A 14996-nucleotide genomic window follows, 5' to 3' on the forward strand; every position below is an offset into this window, starting at 1 on the left:
GGGTTGTGGTGATTTACATAAGATCATAAATTGCTGTGCCTGTCACGTTTTGGGGATTCGTCAGCCCAACGGGTGGTGCAAGCTTGGGCACAATACAAAAAATACACAGCACCTTCAAAAACTTATCATCGCAGGAAGTGTCTGGTGTTGATGTTTCAGCAAACTATAATCACTCTCTTGATGACTTAGGTTTACTTAAATTTAATCTAGAGTGGGCATATCAAGATAAATTTGAAAAAGATGGCCGTGATTACACGGGTGAATATGGTTACCCAGAGCACCGCTTTATTTTCTCAACTAACTGGGAAATTGGCGACTTTAACACTAACGTAAATATCAGTTATGTGGGTGAATTTGAAGATACACCTGATATCGACTTTGATGGTAATTTAGATTTTGATAGTAATACATCGCGTATGATAGATTCACAAACGCTTGTGGATTTACAAACATCGTACCGTATTACTGAATCAGCTAAAATATCTTTAGGTGTTAATAACTTATTTGATGAAGAGCCACCATTTGCTATTGGTGATGGCGATGGCGATTTATATGGTTATGCGTCAGGTGTGCACAACCCTCGTGGCCGTTACCTGTATACTAAAGTAAGCTTCTCCTTCTAAGTAAAAGACACAAAAAAAACCGCCAATTGGCGGTTTTTTATTTAAAACTAAGGGCTAAATTATAGCTCGCCTTCGTTTTCAGATAAGAACTTTGCAACGCCTTCAGGGCTTGCGTCCATACCTTTTTTACCTTCAGTCCAACCAGCAGGACATACTTCACCGTGTTCAGTATGGAACGCTAGTGCGTCAACCATACGAAGCATTTCATCGATGTTACGACCTAGTGGTAAATCGTTCACTACTTGGTGACGTACATTGCCTTCTTCGTCGATTAAGAATGACCCACGAAACGCAACACCCGCTTCAGGATGCTCAACGTCATATGCTTTACAAATTTCGTGTTTAACATCTGCAACTAGTGCGTATTGAACTTTACCAATACCGCCATCTGCTACAGCAGTGTTACGCCATGCGTTATGTGAGAATTGTGAATCGATAGAAACACCAATAACTTCTACGCCACGCTTTTGGAACTCTTCAAAACGCTTATCAAATGCAATAAGTTCTGAAGGACACACAAACGTGAAATCTAGTGGGTAAAAGAAGATAACTGCTTTTTTACCTTTGATTGTTTCATGAAGGTTATAGCTATCTACAATTTCACCGTTACCAAGAACAGCTGCAGCGGTAAAGTCTGGTGCCTGGCGGCCTACTAATACACCCATTTTATTCTCCAAATATTTTGAGTTTGTTTTCAATTGCTTTCGCAATGCTGGTACTTATATGGGCGCTAAAAATTAAAAACCAATAGCGCATACATATAATTAATTGGCATTCTAAATTTTTTAGTTTAAAAAGAACAATCGTATTTAGCGATGTGAGCAATCGAAAATAACGAACACTTACAACTTGCACTAATCTGCTTGAATAATAGATCTATTTTGAGGTGTAAATTGCGTTGTAATTAGATAGTATTTTTAGCGTTACTGAAGAAGGGTTAATACATTAAATTGTTTAAAAAAAACATATAATGTGGTATGAATTTTTACAGATAAAAAAACCTGCAAATGCAGGTTTTTCGTTTAGATTTAATCCATTATATCCGAAGGCATATCACCTCGAATATTCTGCCAAATTTCACCCGTTTGATGACCATACTTACGCATCATAGAAATAGCGCCATCATGCTCTTTATTTTCAGCCAGTATAGTTAAATCTTTATAAAACTGACGGGCAAGCTCTCGTGTTCCTGCATCTGAAAAGTAATGACAACCAATCTTTGAATAAAACCCTCTAAAACCGTTAAGAATTAATACATAAATACGGTTATTACCAGCAACTGCTAATTCGTGATGAACTTTATAATCGTAATCAGCAAATGCCTGTGCAGTATCTTCTAATTCATGGCTTTGTGATAAAATTTCAATAACGCGCTCTGGATTCAACTTAATAGCGGCACGCGTATAAATAGCACTAATATTCGTTCTTGCCGATAAAAGCTGATCTGTCAGCTCAGGCATTTTATCTTCATCAAGGCGTGCTAACGTTTCAAGAATATTTAAACCAGACGTTTCCCAAAAATTATTAACTCGTGTCGGTTTACCGTGCTGGATAGTCAACCAACCATCGCGAGCTAAACGCTGTAGTACTTCTCGTAAAGTTGTTCTTGTGACACCAATTAACTCTGAGAGCTCTCGCTCGGCAGGTAGAATTGAACCTGGAGGGAAATCGCCATTCCAAATAGACTCAACTATATATTCTTCAGCAAATCCTGCTGGGCTTTTCGCTTTAAAAATTCTCATTCAATTCCCACTCGAAGTAATCTACAACTTATCGTCTTACACGAATAACTGACTGATTGTACCAGAGGAAGCACAACTAACAAGTAAAGTAAGGCATATTAGTTCAACCAAATGAGTAGAAATTTAATATTTATAAATAATTAAATTTTGATTTTTCTATTTTAGCTACAGTGTATATAAATATAGGCCACATTCACATTAGGTACATTGTTATCACTCGCATATTTTTGTTTACACAAAGCTTTAGCTGAATTAACTTAACGGGCACTAGCTATACATATAAGTACAATAAAAAGGAACACCTATGCAGCAGAGTGTTTTAACTGCAACATTTAAGAATTTTTTAGGTAATGCGCCACAATGGTATAAATATACGATCATTACGTTTCTAATTATTAACCCTATCCTTTTTCAACTAAATCAATACGTGGCAGGCTGGGCGTTAGTATTAGAATTTATATTCACCTTGGCAATGGCACTTAAATGCTATCCACTGCAGCCTGGTGGCTTACTTGTCATTGAAGCCTTATTTATAGGAATGACGACTGCAGGACAAGTTGAACATGAAATAGCACAAAACTTAGATGTAATTTTGCTGTTGATTTTTATGGTCGCCGGCATTTACTTCATGAAAGATTTATTACTCTACATTTTCACGAAACTAGTCGTGTCAGTCAGAAGTAAATCTATTTTATCTTTAGCGTTTACTCTTGCAGCTGCTTTTTTATCTGCATTTTTAGATGCATTAACAGTTATGGCAGTAGTCATTGCCGTTGCAATGGGATTTTACAGTATTTATCACAAAGTCGCGTCAGGAAAAGACTCCAACAGCGAACATGATATAAATGATGATAATCAAGTAAAAGAAGTTAATCGCCAAGAACTCGAAGAGTTTCGTGCTTTTTTACGTAACCTATTAATGCATGCATCTATTGGCACTGCACTCGGTGGTGTTTGTACTATGGTTGGTGAGCCTCAAAATTTAATTATTGCTGAGCGAGCGAGTTGGCAGTTTGGTGAGTTTTTCTTAAGAATGCTGCCTATCACCTTGCCTGTATTTTTTGCTGGTTTATTAACTACTTTTGTTCTGGAAAAAACAAAAGCCTTTGGGTATGGCGCTAAATTACCTAAAAAAATTCACACTATCTTAAAAAATCACGCTGAAGGGCTTGATAGTAAACGAACTAAACGCGATAAAGTTAACTTAACTATCCAAGCGTTCATTGCGGTATGGCTTATTGTCGGTTTAGCAATGCATTTAGCCGCTGTTGGGTTAATAGGTTTATCAGTGATTATATTGGCAACTGCCTCTGCCGGTATTATTGAAGAACATCAACTAGGAAAAGCATTTGAGGAAGCTCTGCCATTTACAGCGCTTTTATGTGTGTTTTTTGCCGTTGTTGCCGTTATTATAGACCAACACCTATTCACACCTGTTATTGCTTGGGTACTTACATTTGAAGGGCAATTACAATTAGTCATGTTCTTTATCGCCAATGGGTTACTCTCCATGGTAAGCGATAATGTATTTGTTGGTACTGTGTATATAAACGAAGTTGCAGCGGCACTGAAATCTGGGGAAATTACCCGTGATCAATTCGACCTTTTAGCTGTTGCTATTAATACAGGTACCAATTTACCAAGTGTTGCGACTCCAAACGGTCAAGCTGCATTTTTATTTTTGCTTACATCAACACTTGCCCCAGTATTGCGTTTGTCCTATGGGAGAATGGTTTACATGGCATTACCATATACAATCGTGTTAACTACTATAGGGCTTACCTTTACTTACATAGGTTTAAGCGATATGACCGAACTAATGTATCAATGGGGCTGGATAGATCATCATGTAGCGACCATAGGGGCTGCATCAAGTAGTCACTAATCTCATCTTAAAAAAAGCTACTTCGGTAGCTTTTTTTTCCTTTTTGTTGCTGCGGACTTTATCCTACGCCATAATATATCGTCTTATTTAAGCGTGGAATTTTTATGAACTGGCTTGCACAATTACCGACTCAACGTACCCCGTGGATTTTATTCACCGTTATTGTTTTTTTACTTGAAGTAACCGCCCTTTTCTTTCAATACAAAATGGGGTTAGCACCTTGCATAATGTGTATTTATCAACGTACCGCAGTACTAGGGTTACTTAGTGCTGGTATTATTGGCTCAATTAAACCGCAAAACAAAGTAGTCAGAATAGCGGCTTACTTAACTTGGGGCGTATCAAGTGTTTGGGGATACCTGATTGCTCAAGAACATATAGATATGCAAACCACCACAGACCCTTTTGCTTTTAGCTGTGAATTTGAACCTAATTTCCCATCATTTTTACCATTGCATGAGTGGATCCCTAGCTTTTTTCAGGCAACTGGTGATTGTGGAAATATAGACTGGCAATTTTTGGGTTTGAGTATGCCCGCTTGGATGGAAATCATATTTGGACTATTTGCTAGTGTATTTTTTATAGTGATTAGTAGTCGTTTACTTTTTAAAAGATCGGTTTAATTAGTATGTTTACTTTTTTTTCGAGTCAAATTATAGAATTAAAACATTTAAAAGTACGCGAAAGGCAAGCCGTTATAGCCCTATCGCTAGGTCTGATTTCACCTACTGAACGCGTGTTATTACGTATAATAAAGCTTATATTGTTAAGCCCACTGTTTTTAATATTTACCCTATTTGAAGGCTGGGTAGTTATACCATTTTTAATGCTTGGTGTACTTTGTTATCCATTATTAACTACGCCTATCGAAATTAATTTTGCAAAAAAAAATCTTAGTAAAGCATTAAAAGAATATGATCAGGGCGCTTAGAAGCGCCCTAACCCACTTATAATGTTATTTTATCTTTTAGCTTAGTTATTAACTTTTTTCCTACACCTTTCACTTTCGCTAAATCGTTTACTTCAGTGAACTCTCCATTTGCTTCCCTATAATCAACTATTGCTTGTGCTTTTTTCTTCCCTATTCCTGGTAGCTTAGCGAGCATACTCGCATCAGCATCATTAATACTTACAACATCATATTTAGGCATTTCTTTGACCACATCAACTACCTGTGAAAACGCTGCAGTAGTCGGGAGCAAACATAATATACTTATGAATAAGAGTTTTTGTAAAAGACGCATTTATTTTCCTTATTGTACTTTCGAATTATTAAATTTTGCTCAGGAAATAGTAAAATAAAAATAGCTCATTATATAAAATCACCTAAACACATGATCACTATTATCCGAAATCCTAAAATGCAGCTGGTACAACAAGTGATTTATTAAATAAAGTAAAGTTACAGTTTTTTGTCAAATCTTAAATAAACTAAAAATTAATATCAGATACTTGCAAATTACACCACAAACCATTACTGTACATAAAAACAGTAATCTAATGGTTTTCATAAACCACATTGCCACGCAAGCTTGCAGGAGAAATCATGGCTGTTGTTGTTAAATATGTTGTAGAACGAAACGGAGTCGAGCGCATGACGTTTACTACTAAAAAAGAAGCTGATGCTTATGACAAAATGCTCGATATTGCTGAGTCGCTTGAGCTAATGTTAGAAAAGGTAGATGTGCCATTAAGCGAGCAACAAATAGAGTCACTTGCTTTAGAAATAGCAAAGAGTAAAGAAGACTTTATGACTATATTAAAAGGTGGCAAAGACCCAGTTGTCACCAAAGCCCCAACAAAAACTAAAAAGTCAGATAACGTTGCATCAACTGAAGACAACAACGATAAAAAAGCAAGTTAACTAGCCGTTTGCTCCCTACTGGATGAGTTAAGCTAAATAAAAAAGGGAGCAACTAAGTTGCTCCCTTTTTTATTGCTTACCACTTATTTTAAAATAGGTGGTAATTGCTATTTAAAGCTCTTTCTCTACTTCATCAAATAAAGCAGTGATGTTTTGCTCTGGCTCTTTTGTTACTAAGCTGATAACAACAATTGCGATACAAGATAAAATAAAGCCAGGTACAATTTCGTACATAAAGCTACTTAAGCTTTCGCCATTAATAGTAAATGGGCCATAAATCCAAATTAGCACAGTAAATGCACCCACTAACATACCCGATAATGCACCGGCAAAGTTCATGCGTTTCCAATAAAGGCTAAATAAAACCAATGGTCCAAACGCGGCGCCAAAGCCTGCCCAAGCATTACTTACTAAATCTAAAATAGAGCTATCTCTGTCGTAAGCTAAGTAAATGGCAAACATAGCAACTATAGCAACACTGATACGGCCAACAGCCACTAGCTCTTTATCACTCGCCTCTTTACGCAAAAATGTTTTGTAAAAATCTTCTGTTAGTGAACTTGAACTCACTAATAACTGAGATGAGATTGTGCTCATAATTGCAGCTAATATAGCGGCAAGTAAAAAGCCTGCTATTAGTGGATGAAATAAAAGCTCTGAAAGCACTAAGAAAATAGTTTCTGGGTCTTTGACCGTAATATTATTTTCATATGTGTAAGCGGCGCCAAAAATACCAGTAGCAACTGCACCAACAGCAGCAACAATCATCCAAGTCATACCTATACGACGCGCTGTGGGCATCTCCTTCACACTACGAACAGACATAAAGCGCACAATAATATGAGGCTGTCCAAAGTATCCCAACCCCCAAGCCATTGCTGAAATAATCCCTAAAGTAGACCCTGCACCTATCCAATTAAGCATTTCGGGGTTTACACTATGTAAAGTGGACTCTAAAGGCTGTTCTAAAAGTGAGTAGGTTACACAAGGCACTAAAATTAGTGCGATGAACATAATACAACCTTGAACAAAGTCAGTTAAGCTGACGGCTAAAAAACCACCAAACAAAGTATATAAAACAACAACACCTGTAGTGATATACAAACCCATCTCATAACTTAGCCCAAATGAGCTTTCAAATAATTTACCGCCGGCAACAACACCAGAAGAGGTATAAAGCGTAAAGAAAACAATAATAACTACTGCAGATACAACGCGTAGTAAGTTAGATTTGTCGTTAAAACGATTTGAAAAATAATCTGGAATAGTAATCGAGTCATTTGCTTTTTCTGTATAAACTCTGAGTCTTGGAGCTACTAAAAAATAGTTTAACCAAGCACCTGCGATCAAACCAATCGCTATCCATGTACTGCTAAATCCACTTACAAACATTGCACCGGGCAAGCCCATTAAAATCCAACCACTCATGTCAGATGCGCCAGCAGATAATGCAGCGACACTGGGGGAAAGGTTTCGCCCACCTAACATGTAACCAGAGACATCGCTTGTAGATTGTTTATATGCATATAGTCCGATACCTAGCATTACAACAAAATATAACGCCAGTGAAATAATCATTCCTGTTTCCAAATTAGCCTCCGCACATTTAATAATACCAAGCTTTTAATCCGAATATTGACTCTTAAAATTTTATAATAAAGACAGCATTGAGGTAAAAGCATTCCAGCCGACTATATCATGCCTAATATGGAAATCTCCAACTTGTTACCTTTTCCTAGTTTAAAAATATTCATGCTGCACACTTTTAGAACAACACTATGTAAACTCACAAAATAAAACAGACAAACCCTCTTATTTTTAATGATAATTTATTAATCATGCAAATATACGTAATGCTATTTTGAATGTTTTCCAATATATTATTACAATACCTGCTGACTTTACTCATACGGAATTGTTTATGTACTTTTATGCCGCACGCCAACCGATTTTAAATCGTGAAAAAGAACTCATTGGTTATGAGCTTTTATTTCGCGATGGCGTCGATAATGTGTTTCCCGATATAGATGGTGACGAAGCGACAACACGTTTAATAGAAGGCAGTCAATTCAACTTTGGTTTAGAAGATTTAACTGATAATAAGCCCGCTTATATAAACTTTACGTTGGATACGTTATCAAAAGGTTATCCAACACTACTGGGTAAAGATACAATTGTGGTTGAAATACTCGAAACAGTTCAACCCGGGAAGCGCTTATTAGCAATTGTTAAAGACCTAAAAGATAAAGGGTATACTATTGCACTTGACGATTACATTCATCAGCCTGTGTGGCGTCACTTTTATCCATTTATAGACATCATTAAAATTGATTTCTTAACATGTGATACAAGTACAATAAAAAACGTTATTGACGATATAAAACAACATTCTCATATTAAATTACTTGCCGAAAAAGTTGAAACGTATGAAATGTATAGCTTGGCATTAGAACTCGGTTTTGATTATTTTCAGGGATTCTTCTTTTCAAAACCCGAGATGGTGCAAAGTAAAGCATTGCCACCATCAGAGATGGCATTAGCTGAATTACTGTATGAAACCTCAAGTATTGAAATAGATCTTAAAAAAATCACTAATGTATTTGAGCGTGATGTAAATCTATCTTATAAGCTTCTTAGGTATTCAAATTCTGCTGCCTTTGCAAGGCGTGCTGAAATCAGTACAATTAAGCAGGCACTTATTGTGCTTGGCGCTAGCGAAATTAAAAAGCTCTTATCATTACTTTTTGCCGCGCAAGTATCTGCAGATAAGCCCGTTGAATTAATCAAGTTATCCTTAACCCGAGCACGTTTTGGTGAATTACTCGCTATTTCTCATGGCCAATTTAAAGATACTGGCATGGCTTTTTTAACCGGTATGATGTCTCTAATGGATGCTATTTTAGATGAGAGTATGGAAAGCGTAATGCAGAAATTACCTTTATCTAACGAAATAAAAGCAGCATTACTCGATAACGAAGGTTTATTGGCACAATACCTCAACCTAGTTAAGTATTATGAGCAAGCAAACTGGTCAGCGGCCAACGACATAACTACAGAACTAAACCTTGGTGAAAAAGTACCTGATGCCTACCATGAAGCGCTAGCTTGGGTCGATGAGCAAATGCATTTAATGATTCACGAATAATAACAACACCAGCAAACAAAAACGCCAGCATTTAGCTGGCGTTTTTGTTTGCTGGTGTTGGGTTATAAGCTTTCTAAAAAGTCTTCATCAAAATCAGCGGGCTCTTCTTTGATTGGCGGGTTACCATCGTATAGTTCATAAATTTGACGCTGGAAATAAATATCTTTCACAAACAAGTATGGATCAAGTGAATCATTTAATAGCCCCTCTTGAGGGATTAATGAGGCGCGCGCTTCCACTGCCTTTAAAACAAACACTAGAATAGTTTGTGGAGTCGTTAATGCTACCTCAGGTAGTACAAAGTTATCGACGACATCACCCGTTAAGTTACGCACTGTTTTTGGCCCCATAGCAGGCAGCATTAAATAAGCGCCATCGCCCACCCCCCACACACCCAAGGTCTGTCCAAAGTCTTCATCTACAACTTCAAGGCCTAATGAGCTGGCAACATCAAACAAACCAAATATGCCAACAGTAGAATTAACTAAAAAACGCGCAAGGCTAACACTTGCATTACCCGGCTTACCTTGCAGGCCGGCATTTATCATATCTACAGGAGCCGTTATATTGTCGGTAAAATGGACAACGCTCTGGCGTACAGGTACAGGTGTAACTGTCATGTAACCAACTGCTGCGGGGCGCAACAAGTATGCATCGAGTACATCCATATTAAAGTCATATAATGGACGATTAATACTTTGCAGAGGATCTCTCTCATCTACTTTACTTTGTGGTACTTGAGCACAACCGGCCAGTACCAATAAACATAAAAAAGTAAAACTATGCTTTAACATCTAACGTCCTTAAGGTATTAATGTATCAATTTGAAGTTGGTAGTCACTTACACTTTCACGCTTTAACGACTGTGAATGACCTTCTAGCTCACCAGAACTTGGCATAACCGAGTCATCTATAGAAATACGCGCCGAAATAATAATATTTTCGGCACTCGATAAGTTAAGCCCTGCAACCATTGCACTACTATCACTCAACTCGACTGTAATTGGAAATGAATATTTAGCGAGCTTAACAGCAGCTAATGGCATAGGTGAGCCAGTTGCAGCTTTTGCAAATATAAATAAAATACCGTTTTTTGGTTGTTTATCAATAAGCTCTTTTGCAATGTCGACAGTAACTGCAATAGCACCCGTTGTAGTAGTAACTGGCATAACTGAGCCTTCCGTTTGCATTTGCTGCTCTATATCAGCAATACGCTCAGAGATCATGCTATAACGAGAATCATTTTTTCCCATACTTGCCAATAAAACTTCAAATGCAGTTTTAGCTTGCGGCCAATCTTTACGCTCATACGCTATAAGCGCGAGTAACGAAATAGCATCTAAATTGGTAGGCTCAACTTTTAGTACTTTTGAGAGCATACCTGCCGCACGGGTCATATTAGCTTCGCTGCCTTCTAGTAATAAAACTTGGCTATAACTAATAAGTACCTGCATATTATCAGGATTCATACGTAGTGCTTTATCAAATGACTGCTGCGCCATGTCAAATTCATTAAGCGACATAGCAACTCGTCCAAGTAGCATCCAAGCGACTTCATCATCGCCAGAGCGGCTAAGTTTAGTACGGAGCGCCAATGCAAAAGCCTGCAGCTCATTTTGGCTAAGCGGCTCACCTTTTTGCATTACAGCACGCTCGCCATAATCAGCTAAATTATCCATTGCGTCATGCCAAGCCGAAATTTGCTGCTGACTGCCTGTAAAACTATAAAAAATCCCTGTAAGTGCAAGAACAAATGCACCGCCTGTTAAAGCAAAAATACGGTTATTACCTTTGCTGTTAAGTGATTTCTCTGGTGATAGCTCGTTCAATAAGCGACGTTTTAATTCAACAATTGATTCTGCGTGATTTACGCTATCAATGCGTTGATTATCTAAATCAGTTTGCAAATCGACTAAACGCTGCTCATAAATACTAATTAATTCAGCATTGGCGTTATGAGTAATCGTTTGAACACGCTCTTTTTTTAAAAAAGGTATCATAACAAAGCTAAGAGCAACCAGTGTGAGTAAGGCAAAACACGCCCACATTAAAATCATTTAGCTTTGCTCCTGACGTTTATTTTGTTCAATTAGCTTCGCTAGCAGCATTTCATCGTCGCTGCTCCATGTTTGTTTTACTGATGCTTTTCGTTGGCGAATAACAATAAAACCAAAGCCAACAATTACAATTAATACAGGTAGTACCCACAGCACTAAAGTCGCTGGTGTAACAGGTGGGTCGTAATGAACAAAATAGCCAAAGCGGTCAATCATATAATCTATCACTTCGTCTTTGCTCTTACCTTCTTTAACCAATACGAGTACTTTATCGCGCAAGTCTTTAGCAACAACAGCGTCGGAGTCCGCAATGTTTTGATTTTGACACTTAGGGCAACGTAGCTCTTTAGTTAGCTCTTCAAACAATATTGCTTGTTTGTTGTTATCAAATTGATAGCGATCTTGCTGTGCAAACGCACCCATGCTTACAAAAAGGCTAAGCGTAAGTAGTAACCACTTCATTATTTAAGCTCCTGCATAATTGGCGCAAATTTAGCTCGCCATACTCGCGGGTTTATATCGCCCGTGTGATGCAACAAAATAGTGCCGTTTTTATCGACTAAAAATGTTTCAGGCGCACCCGACACGCCTAAATCCAACGACAAAGTACGATGTAAATCCAAGATATTAAATTGATATGGGTCACCCGCACGTTGCAGCATATCGCTCACTTCTGTGCGAAGTGTTTGCATATCAAAAGGGCCATCAAAATCAGCATCGTAACCTTGTACGTAATAAAGCCCAATAATTTTAACACCTTGCTCACGTAACTTAGTTAAATAGCCAAGCTCAACTAAACATGTAGGACACCAAGTGCCCCATACATTTAATAAGTAAACCTCGCCTTTTAAAGACTCGTTAGTCCATGGCTTATTGTCTTGCATTAAATCAGGTAGATTAAATGCTGGCATTTCTTGACCTAATCGCCCCGTTTGAATTTCACGAGGGTTAGCAAAAAGACCTTGGTATAAAAATACACACACAAAAACAAACACTAAAAGCGGCGCAATAGCTAAAATTTTACGGTTCATAAAACACTCTCTGATGCAGCCCTACGCGCTGTTTTAGCTGATGTGCGGTAGCGTTTATCAAATAAAATCATAAATCCAGCGAGGGAAATAAGCACACCACCAATCCACATCCAACGAACAAACGGTTTGTGATAAATGCGAAGTGACCATGCGCCTTGGCTTAACTGCTCACCTAACGCTAAGTATAAATCACGTGTAAAGCCTGCATCTATTGCCGCCTCGGTCATAAACTGCATACCAATATCATACTTACGTTTTTCGGCGTGTAAGCGTGTTACTAGTTCATTATTTTTAAGCACAGATACAACACCAGCATGACCACTGTAGTTTGGTCCGCGAATAGCTTTAACACCATCAAAGCGGTATTCATATTGATTAAGCTGGACTGTATCGCCTTGTTTCATAGATACATCACGCTCAACTGAATATGCCGATGTAAGCGTTACACCCGCAATAACAAATGCAATACCAATATGCCCAAGCACCATAGCCCAGTAACTTACACCTAAGCGTTTTAAACCTTCTTTTAAGGTGCCATGCACTGCGGCTTTAGTGTAAATATCGATCCCGGTTGATATTGCAATCCAAACCGCAAGCGTAGTAGCTAATAGCGTAAGTGGTTTTACTAAGTCGTAACTTGAAAACAACCAAGCGCAGGTAATTACAACACTGGCTAATACGCCCATTAATATTTTGTTTTGTAAGAAAGCCCATTTATTTTGCTTCCAGCGTAAAAATGGTCCTATACCCATCAAAATAGCAAACGGCACTAAAATTATTGCAAACATTTTATTAAAAAACGGTTCGCCAATAGAAATACTGCCTAGGCCCATCTCTTTATGTACCATAGGTAATAGCGTACCAAGCAATACGATCAATGTAGCAACCACTAAAAATATATTATTGAGCCATAACGCCACTTCGCGCGATACCAGCTTGTATCGTCCTTCACTGTGAACTTGTGACACACGCAGTGCATATAACGCCAAGCCACCACCTACAACGATGCCTAAGAAGGCAAGTATAAATAAGCCACGATCAGGGTCTGTTGCAAAAGCGTGTACCGATACAATAATACCCGAGCGTACAATAAAGGTTCCCAAAAGGCTTAATGAAAACGCTGCGATAGCTAGTAAAACAGTCCATGATTTAAATACACCGCGTTTTTCAGTTACGCTTAATGAGTGCAGTAATGCGGTTGCCACAAGCCATGGCATTAACGATGCGTTTTCTACTGGGTCCCAAAACCACCAGCCGCCCCAGCCAAGCTCTGAATATGCCCACCAGCTACCAATTGTGATTCCTAGAGTTAAAAAGCCCCATGCAGTCATTGTCCATGGACGTGACCACTTAGCCCATGTGTTATCAAGCTTACCGGTTAATAACGCAGCAATAGCAAAAGAAAAAGCAACCGATAGCCCTACATAACCCATGTACAGTAATGGCGGGTGAATAATCATACCCGGATCTTGAAGTAACGGATTTAAATCACGCCCCTCTACCGGAAAATAAGGAAGTAGGCGCTCAAACGGGCTTGAAAGTAGCAAGGTGTACATCATAAAACCGACACCTAAAAAGCCAAGCACACCCAATACGCGAGCACGTAACACCCAAGGGAGTGATTTAGAGCGTGCAGCAACTACTGCAGTCCAACCCGCTTGCATTACAAGCCACAGTAAAATAGCGCCTTCATGGCCGCCCCATGTAGAGGTGATTTTGTAATACCAAGGCAGCGTGCTACTTGAATGATATGCTACGTACGATACGGTAAAATCATCCGTTACACTGGCGTAAATAAGTGCTGCAAAAGAGATTAAAACAAAAGCGAATTGCCCAATTGCTAAAGAGGGAGCTGCACGCATTAATCGAAGATTACCGGTATGCGCGCCCCAAAGAGGAAAAATACACAGTAAAACGCTTAATACCATGGCAAGCGTTAAAGAAAAATAACCAATTTCTGGGATCATAGCTAATTACCACTATCTAAGTTGTATTTTGGTTTTTCGTGCTTAATACCTTTAACTGCCTCTGCAACTTCTGCTGGCATATATTCTTCGTCATGCTTTGCTAGCACTTCAAATGCTTCAATAACGTTAGGTTCGATTAATACGCCCTGCGCTACAATGCCTTGCCCTTCACGAAACAAGTCTGGCAATATACCTTGATAACGCACGGTCACTAATGGACCTGTATCTATTAGCTTAAAGCTTACTTGTAAGCTCTGTTCATTACGCTCAACGGTGCCTGGTACAACCATGCCGCCAATACGTAACTTTTGGCCAATGAAAGGCTTTTCTTTATTAGGCCCTTTGCCATCAATAAGTTCGCTTGGCGTATAAAAAAGATTAATGTTTTCTTGAAGTGCATAAAGCACTAAACCAATTGATCCACCAATACCAAACAGCACGGCAATAATTACCAATAGGCGCTTTTTACGTCTTGGATTCATGAGACTTGTTCCTGTTTAGCTTTTTTAATTCGCGCTTCGCGTATTATTTGCTGTTCTACTGAAGCCATAATGCGTTTGGTATCTCTTAAAGAGCTCACTAAAATACCGAGTAAAATAAGTGCGCATGTACCAAAAGAAAGCCATATATAAAACCCATAGCCCCCCATTGCAATAAAATCAGAAAAAGAGTCAAACTGCAT

The 14996-nt window shown here is 38.4% G+C and carries 16 protein-coding genes and 1 pseudogene; 6 read left to right on the forward strand and 11 right to left on the reverse strand.

Annotated features, from left to right (window positions below):
• Positions 1–59 precede the first annotated feature (59 nt).
• A pseudogene (locus tag DC53_RS03625) lies at positions 60–623 on the forward strand (TonB-dependent receptor domain-containing protein); the annotation flags it as partial.
• Positions 624–682: 59 nt separating this feature from the next.
• Here the strand turns inward: DC53_RS03625 and DC53_RS03620 are convergent.
• Together DC53_RS03620 and fadR are read right to left on the reverse strand one after the other, a co-directional pair.
• Entirely contained in the window at positions 683–1288 is a 606-nt protein-coding gene (locus DC53_RS03620; RefSeq protein ID WP_007378637.1) for a peroxiredoxin, read from the reverse strand.
• 363 nt (positions 1289–1651) lie between these two features.
• Positions 1652–2365, reverse strand: a complete 714-nt coding sequence (gene fadR, locus DC53_RS03610) for a fatty acid metabolism transcriptional regulator FadR (protein ID WP_007378635.1) — start codon at positions 2363–2365, stop codon at positions 1652–1654.
• A gap of 304 nt (positions 2366–2669) precedes the next feature.
• Here fadR and nhaB point away from each other — a divergent pair, with 304 nt between their 5' ends.
• The 3 genes from nhaB to DC53_RS03595 all read left to right on the forward strand — a co-directional run bounded on the left by nhaB (position 2670) and on the right by DC53_RS03595 (position 5181).
• A complete protein-coding gene (nhaB, locus tag DC53_RS03605; RefSeq protein WP_033031450.1) occupies positions 2670–4250 on the forward strand; it encodes a sodium/proton antiporter NhaB in 1581 nt (526 codons plus the stop codon).
• Positions 4251–4354: 104 nt separating this feature from the next.
• Positions 4355–4873 (forward strand): disulfide bond formation protein DsbB, encoded by a 519-nt coding sequence (gene dsbB, locus DC53_RS03600; protein WP_033031451.1) that lies wholly within the window; start codon positions 4355–4357, stop codon positions 4871–4873.
• A gap of 5 nt (positions 4874–4878) precedes the next feature.
• Positions 4879–5181, forward strand: coding sequence for a DUF6170 family protein (locus tag DC53_RS03595; RefSeq protein ID WP_008133810.1), 303 nt, complete (start codon positions 4879–4881; stop codon positions 5179–5181).
• Positions 5182–5197: 16 nt separating this feature from the next.
• On the opposite strand, the gene DC53_RS03590 is transcribed toward DC53_RS03595, so the two are convergent.
• Complete coding sequence (locus DC53_RS03590; protein ID WP_007378631.1) at positions 5198–5494, reverse strand: ComEA family DNA-binding protein; 297 nt, start codon at positions 5492–5494, stop codon at positions 5198–5200.
• Between the two features lie 302 nt (positions 5495–5796).
• Between DC53_RS03590 and DC53_RS03585 the strand changes: the two genes are divergently transcribed.
• On the forward strand, positions 5797–6114 hold the full coding sequence (locus tag DC53_RS03585; RefSeq protein ID WP_033031453.1) for a YebG family protein: 318 nt from the start codon (positions 5797–5799) through the stop codon (positions 6112–6114).
• A 111-nt stretch (positions 6115–6225) separates the two neighbouring features.
• On the opposite strand, the gene putP is transcribed toward DC53_RS03585, so the two are convergent.
• Positions 6226–7704, reverse strand: coding sequence for a sodium/proline symporter PutP (gene putP, locus DC53_RS03580; protein WP_033031455.1), 1479 nt, complete (start codon positions 7702–7704; stop codon positions 6226–6228).
• 331 nt (positions 7705–8035) lie between these two features.
• On the opposite strand from putP, the gene DC53_RS03575 reads away from it, so the two are divergent.
• Positions 8036–9259, forward strand: coding sequence for an EAL and HDOD domain-containing protein (locus DC53_RS03575; RefSeq protein WP_008133803.1), 1224 nt, complete (start codon positions 8036–8038; stop codon positions 9257–9259).
• A gap of 62 nt (positions 9260–9321) precedes the next feature.
• Here DC53_RS03575 and DC53_RS03570 read toward each other — a convergent pair whose 3' ends face one another.
• Genes DC53_RS03570 through ccmD form a run of 7 tightly spaced genes read right to left on the reverse strand, consistent with a single transcriptional unit; the run spans position 9322 to position 14996 of the window.
• Entirely contained in the window at positions 9322–10053 is a 732-nt protein-coding gene (locus DC53_RS03570; protein WP_007377921.1) for an MlaA family lipoprotein, read from the reverse strand.
• Positions 10054–10062: 9 nt separating this feature from the next.
• On the reverse strand, positions 10063–11316 hold the full coding sequence (ccmI, locus tag DC53_RS03565) for a c-type cytochrome biogenesis protein CcmI (RefSeq protein ID WP_033031457.1): 1254 nt from the start codon (positions 11314–11316) through the stop codon (positions 10063–10065).
• Positions 11317–11778, reverse strand: coding sequence for a cytochrome c-type biogenesis protein (locus DC53_RS03560; RefSeq protein ID WP_002959280.1), 462 nt, complete (start codon positions 11776–11778; stop codon positions 11317–11319). It abuts the gene before it with no gap.
• Positions 11778–12347: a redoxin family protein gene (locus DC53_RS03555; RefSeq protein ID WP_033031459.1), complete on the reverse strand. Its 570-nt coding sequence runs from the start codon at positions 12345–12347 to the stop codon at positions 11778–11780. The genes DC53_RS03560 and DC53_RS03555 overlap by 1 nt, the downstream gene beginning before the upstream one ends.
• Complete coding sequence (locus tag DC53_RS03550; protein WP_008136761.1) at positions 12344–14314, reverse strand: heme lyase CcmF/NrfE family subunit; 1971 nt, start codon at positions 14312–14314, stop codon at positions 12344–12346. The genes DC53_RS03555 and DC53_RS03550 overlap by 4 nt, the downstream gene beginning before the upstream one ends.
• A 2-nt stretch (positions 14315–14316) precedes the next feature.
• Positions 14317–14796 (reverse strand): cytochrome c maturation protein CcmE, encoded by a 480-nt coding sequence (gene ccmE, locus DC53_RS03545; RefSeq protein ID WP_007585848.1) that lies wholly within the window; start codon positions 14794–14796, stop codon positions 14317–14319.
• Positions 14793–14996, reverse strand: a complete 204-nt coding sequence (ccmD, locus tag DC53_RS03540) for a heme exporter protein CcmD (RefSeq protein WP_007377927.1) — start codon at positions 14994–14996, stop codon at positions 14793–14795. Before ccmD ends, ccmE begins: the two co-directional genes overlap by 4 nt.

It is taken from the genome of Pseudoalteromonas fuliginea (assembly GCF_000690055.1).
In the GTDB taxonomy this organism is placed as follows: Bacteria; Pseudomonadota; Gammaproteobacteria; order Enterobacterales; family Alteromonadaceae; genus Pseudoalteromonas; species Pseudoalteromonas fuliginea.

Excerpts from the sequence above, each read along its gene's own strand:
- nhaB (WP_033031450.1), top strand. The coding sequence starts at position 2,670 with ATGCAGCAGAGTGTTTTAACTGCAACATTTAAGAATTTTTTAGGTAAT.
- DC53_RS03570 (WP_007377921.1), bottom strand. The coding sequence starts at position 10,053 with ATGTTAAAGCATAGTTTTACTTTTTTATGTTTATTGGTACTGGCCGGT.
- dsbB (WP_033031451.1), top strand. The coding sequence starts at position 4,355 with ATGAACTGGCTTGCACAATTACCGACTCAACGTACCCCGTGGATTTTA.
- fadR (WP_007378635.1), bottom strand. The coding sequence starts at position 2,365 with ATGAGAATTTTTAAAGCGAAAAGCCCAGCAGGATTTGCTGAAGAATAT.
- DC53_RS03620 (WP_007378637.1), bottom strand. The coding sequence starts at position 1,288 with ATGGGTGTATTAGTAGGCCGCCAGGCACCAGACTTTACCGCTGCAGCT.
- DC53_RS03585 (WP_033031453.1), top strand. The coding sequence starts at position 5,797 with ATGGCTGTTGTTGTTAAATATGTTGTAGAACGAAACGGAGTCGAGCGC.
- ccmI (WP_033031457.1), bottom strand. The coding sequence starts at position 11,316 with ATGATTTTAATGTGGGCGTGTTTTGCCTTACTCACACTGGTTGCTCTT.
- ccmE (WP_007585848.1), bottom strand. The coding sequence starts at position 14,796 with ATGAATCCAAGACGTAAAAAGCGCCTATTGGTAATTATTGCCGTGCTG.
- ccmD (WP_007377927.1), bottom strand. The coding sequence starts at position 14,996 with ATGCAGTTTGACTCTTTTTCTGATTTTATTGCAATGGGGGGCTATGGG.
- DC53_RS03560 (WP_002959280.1), bottom strand. The coding sequence starts at position 11,778 with ATGAAGTGGTTACTACTTACGCTTAGCCTTTTTGTAAGCATGGGTGCG.
- DC53_RS03555 (WP_033031459.1), bottom strand. The coding sequence starts at position 12,347 with ATGAACCGTAAAATTTTAGCTATTGCGCCGCTTTTAGTGTTTGTTTTT.
- DC53_RS03590 (WP_007378631.1), bottom strand. The coding sequence starts at position 5,494 with ATGCGTCTTTTACAAAAACTCTTATTCATAAGTATATTATGTTTGCTC.
- DC53_RS03575 (WP_008133803.1), top strand. The coding sequence starts at position 8,036 with ATGTACTTTTATGCCGCACGCCAACCGATTTTAAATCGTGAAAAAGAA.
- DC53_RS03595 (WP_008133810.1), top strand. The coding sequence starts at position 4,879 with ATGTTTACTTTTTTTTCGAGTCAAATTATAGAATTAAAACATTTAAAA.
- DC53_RS03550 (WP_008136761.1), bottom strand. The coding sequence starts at position 14,314 with ATGATCCCAGAAATTGGTTATTTTTCTTTAACGCTTGCCATGGTATTA.